The organism is Sphingobium phenoxybenzoativorans, assembly GCF_001757355.1.
In the GTDB taxonomy this organism is placed as follows: Bacteria; Pseudomonadota; Alphaproteobacteria; order Sphingomonadales; family Sphingomonadaceae; genus Sphingobium; species Sphingobium phenoxybenzoativorans.
The window spans coordinates 1-3857 of the sequence record NZ_MINO01000147.1; the positions used below are offsets into that span (position 1 = coordinate 1).

Annotated in this window: 4 protein-coding genes; 1 reads left to right on the forward strand and 3 read right to left on the reverse strand. The window is 64.5% G+C overall.

Features of this window, described 5'->3' with window-relative positions; genetic code table 11:
• On the reverse strand, positions 1-268 hold a 268-nt coding region (locus tag BHQ40_RS24285), incomplete at its 3' end, for a MarR family winged helix-turn-helix transcriptional regulator (RefSeq protein WP_139139473.1).
• A 120-nt stretch (positions 269-388) separates the two neighbouring features.
• Here BHQ40_RS24285 and BHQ40_RS24290 point away from each other — a divergent pair.
• Positions 389-835 (forward strand): hypothetical protein, encoded by a 447-nt coding sequence (locus BHQ40_RS24290; RefSeq protein WP_070158261.1) that lies wholly within the window; start codon positions 389-391, stop codon positions 833-835.
• A 100-nt stretch (positions 836-935) separates the two neighbouring features.
• Here BHQ40_RS24290 and BHQ40_RS24295 read toward each other — a convergent pair whose 3' ends face one another.
• Together BHQ40_RS24295 and BHQ40_RS24300 are read right to left on the reverse strand one after the other, a co-directional pair.
• A complete protein-coding gene (locus BHQ40_RS24295) occupies positions 936-1568 on the reverse strand; it encodes a nickel uptake transporter family protein (RefSeq protein ID WP_070158262.1) in 633 nt (210 codons plus the stop codon).
• Between the two features lie 54 nt (positions 1569-1622).
• On the reverse strand, positions 1623-3695 hold the full coding sequence (locus tag BHQ40_RS24300) for a TonB-dependent siderophore receptor (RefSeq protein ID WP_070158263.1): 2073 nt from the start codon (positions 3693-3695) through the stop codon (positions 1623-1625).
• Positions 3696-3857 lie beyond the last annotated feature (162 nt).

Here is a 3857-nt window from a genome sequence, read left to right on the forward strand (position 1 = left end):
CCCGCTCCAGCGGCCGCAGATTCTGCCCCGCCGTCGACCGGTCGAGGTCCAGCGCCCGCGCCAGCCCATTGACCGGCGTCGCCCCCTGCGCGCCCAGCAGCGCCAGCATGGAAAATTGCGTCGCGCGCAGGCCCAGCGGGGCGAGGCAGGCGTCATAATAGTTGGATATCCGCCGCGCCGCCCGGCGCAGCGCGATGCAGTTGCACGCCATGAACGCCATGGGCGATCCGCTGTCCATCATCATCTCCACCAAGGTCCCGGCCCGCATCGGCCCGGCGCTTCCGGGCGTGACGCGCATCCTAGACCAGATTGGCGCGGGACGATATAGGGGGATATCCCCTTTTATTCGTTCGACAGCAATGATCATCGCAAAGGAAGGATCGCCGCCATGAAAAAGTCGTCACGCACGCTCCCGTCGCTTACGCCGACGCTCGCCGCTCTCGGTCTCGCCCTGGGCGTCGCGCTTTCGCCAGCCGGTCCGGCGCTGGCGCAACAGACGCCGCCCCCGACCTCCCTCGCCGCGCCAGTGCCGACCACGCATGTCCTTGCCATCGGCACGCTGGTTGAGGGGCACACGCCGCAGAGCATCCGGGCGATCATGCCCGACGAGGTGCGCGATACGGTCGGCCTCTATCTGTCCGGCCGTATCGAACAATGGTGGGTGCAGAAGGAGAAGCAGGGCGTCATATTCCTGCTGAACGCCACGAGCGCGGACGACGCGCGCGCCTTGCTGGCGGACCTGCCGCTGGTGAAGGGCGGCATATTGCGCTTCGACCTGATGCCGCTCGGCCCGCTCAAGCCCTTGCAATATCTGACGGACGCCGGGGCGCGATAGTCCCCGCCCCCGGAGCGGCCCTTCTCGGCTGACCATGCGCCTTCGAGCCTATGGAAACCGTGCTCCTGCGCATTGCCCTATAACCCAGGTCGAGACAGGTTCAGCGCCGGTCGAAGGTCAGCGTCGCGATATGATAGAGGGTCGCGACCTTCTGCCCGCGCAGGGCCAGGTCGCCCTTCTCCTCCTGCGTCGCCGACAGGATATAGCGGCCCTTTTCCTTCAGCGGCAGCGTCACCTGCCCCTGCGCGTCGGTGACGAAGCTTTTCGACCATTTGTCCGGCGTGATCACGGTCAGCTTCGCGCCGGGCACGGCCTTGCCGTCGCGCAGCAGCAGGAAGCTGTCGGCATGGGCCGCCCCGGGCGCGATCTCCAGCGGCATGGCCGCCGCCTTCTCCGCCCGTCCGGCGCGGGCGTAATAGATGACGCCCTCCTTCTTGCCGTCCTCGCCCCACGGGTCGAACACATTGTCGTCCACGACGCGGACGTCGCCTGCGGGCGCCGCCACCTCGATATAGCCCGCCTTGCGCACCTGCGCCGCCTGCGACGCAGGCACCAGCCGGGGCGCTTTCAGCTTCTCAAACTCCGGGTCGCCGCCTTCGGGCAATGCCTCGCCCGGTTCGCCCAGATAGATGCGCGCCGGGCCTGTCCCGTCGCGCTCCACCCACAGCTCATGCGCCTGCGCCGCCGGCGCGGCCAGCAGCAACGCGGCAGCCGCCATGGTCAATCTACGCATCGTCCATCTCCTTCATAATCCCCCGCGCGCTCGCGCAGGCCCCGCCCGATCGATTCAGAACCGGTATCCCACCGTCCCCATCACATTGCGCGGCGCACCCATGAAGCAGTCGCCCCGCGCCAGGCAGGAGGCGAAGAACTGCTTGTTGAGCAGGTTCGTCGCATTGAGCGAGAAGCGCCACTTCTCCCATGTCACTTCCGCCAGCGCATCGACCGTGGTGCGCGAGGGCGTGACGAGCGAATAAAGCTCGCCGGCGGGAATGGCGGGGTTCAGGCCATAGGGGTCGAGCAGGCCGGTCGACACGCTCTTGCCGTTATAGACGACGCCCGCGCCCAGACGGAGCTGCGCGCTGTCCGTCACGCCGAACGTCTTGGCCGACCAGATCGACGCCGTGTGGCGCGGCATATAATCGAGGCTGGTGTTGGTTTCGGACTTCAGCTTGGAATAGCCATAATTGACCAGCAGTTCGAAATCGCCGGGCAGGGTGTGGCTCGCCTCGAACTCGAAACCCTTGGTGGACAGCTCACCGGACTGCGCCGTGCCTCCCGCGGCGAGGTAGAGTACACGGTTCTGTTCCTTGATGCGGAATGCCGTGACGGTGACCAGCGTATTGGGTTCCGGTTGCCACTTGACGCCCGCCTCATACTGGGTGCCGGTCTGCGGCCGGTAGGGATCGCCGAAGGTGCCGTCGCCATTGTCGATCGAACCGGCGATCGGCAGGAAGCTCTCCGTATAGCTGAAGAAGGGTGAAATGCCCGCGCCGATCTCGCCGATGACGCCCGCGCGGAAGGTGGTGGCGTGGTCCGTATTCCCTGCCGAGGACGTCACCCGGTCGCGGCGGGCGCCCAGCACCACGGACACCCGGTCATACAGGCGGATCTGGTCCTGCACATAGATGCCGAGCTGCTTCTGGGAATCATAGGCGTAGGGGCCGGTGGGATCATATTCCTGCAGGGCGTCATAATCGATGTCATAAATATCGATCATCTCGACGCCGAGCACGCCGCGCTTGCCGACCTTGTTCCAGCTATAATCGAGACCGACGAGCAGCTTGTGCTCGATATTCGCGCCGGTGTTGAAGGTGAACTGAAGGTTGTTGTCGGTCGAAAAGACGTTCATCCGCGCGTCGCTGGCGTCGGCATACAGGCCGATGGTGCGGCCGTCGGTGCCATAGACCGCATAGGGATTGGTCGGATTGGTGTAACTGTCGGCATAGTGCGTGTTATATTCGAGGTCGCTGTCGATATAGCGGGCCTTCAGGCTCAGCCGGATATTGTCCGAGAAATTATGCGTGATGCTGCCGCCGCCCTGGAGCGAGCGGCCATTATACCGGTCCCAGCCCGCCTTGCCGACAAACGTATAGCGATCGAGTTGCTGGCCCGCGACGAGGTTCGGCCGGAACGTGCCGACGATCGGCAGGAATTGCGAGGTCGATCCGGTGTCGTCCTCCTGATAGAGTCCGGTCAGCACGATGTCGGTGTCGGGCGTCGGTTGCCAGCGGATCGACGGCGCGAACATTACCCGGTCATCGGGCACATGATCGACATAGGTGCCGGAATCGCGCACCCGGCCAACGGCGCGGATCGCCAGATTGTCCGCCAGCGCGATATTGACGTCGCCCAGCGCTTCCTTGCGGTCATAGCTGCCATAGACGAGGTTGAGCTCGCCGCGCGTCTCGAAATCCGGGGTCTTGGACACCAAGTTGACGAGGCCGCCGATGGACCCCTGTCCGAACAGCACCGACGCCGGACCGCGCACAATCTCCACGCGGGAGAAATTATACGGGTCGGACGTGATGCTGGCATAGTAAGAGAAGATATCGCGCATGCCGTCGCGGAACTGCAGCGCGTCCAGACCGCGCACGTTGAAGCCGTCGACGCGGGTGTCGCGGCCATAGGGGTTGGCGAGGACGCCCGCGGCATATTTCACCGTATCGCTGATGCTGATCGCGCCCTGCGACAGATATTGCTCGGACGTGATGACCTTGATCGGCTGGGGCAGCTCGATCAGCGGGGTTTCGGTCTTGGTGCCGGCATTGGCGGCGGTGACGATGATGGTTTCGTCGCCTTCCGTCTCGCTGCTCGCTGCATCGCTGGCGCCCGCCGCGAAGGCCGCTGGCGCCCACATCGCGATCAGCGCGGCGCTGGCCAAGGCTAAATTCTTCAAGCGCACCACGTCATTCCCCTTTTGGTTTTACAGTCGGGGGACCGGTTACAGCTAATGCGAACGCCTATCAATAGCAAAGTTTTATGGACATTTGTGGCCGGGGCAGTTCCAGATCATGACAGC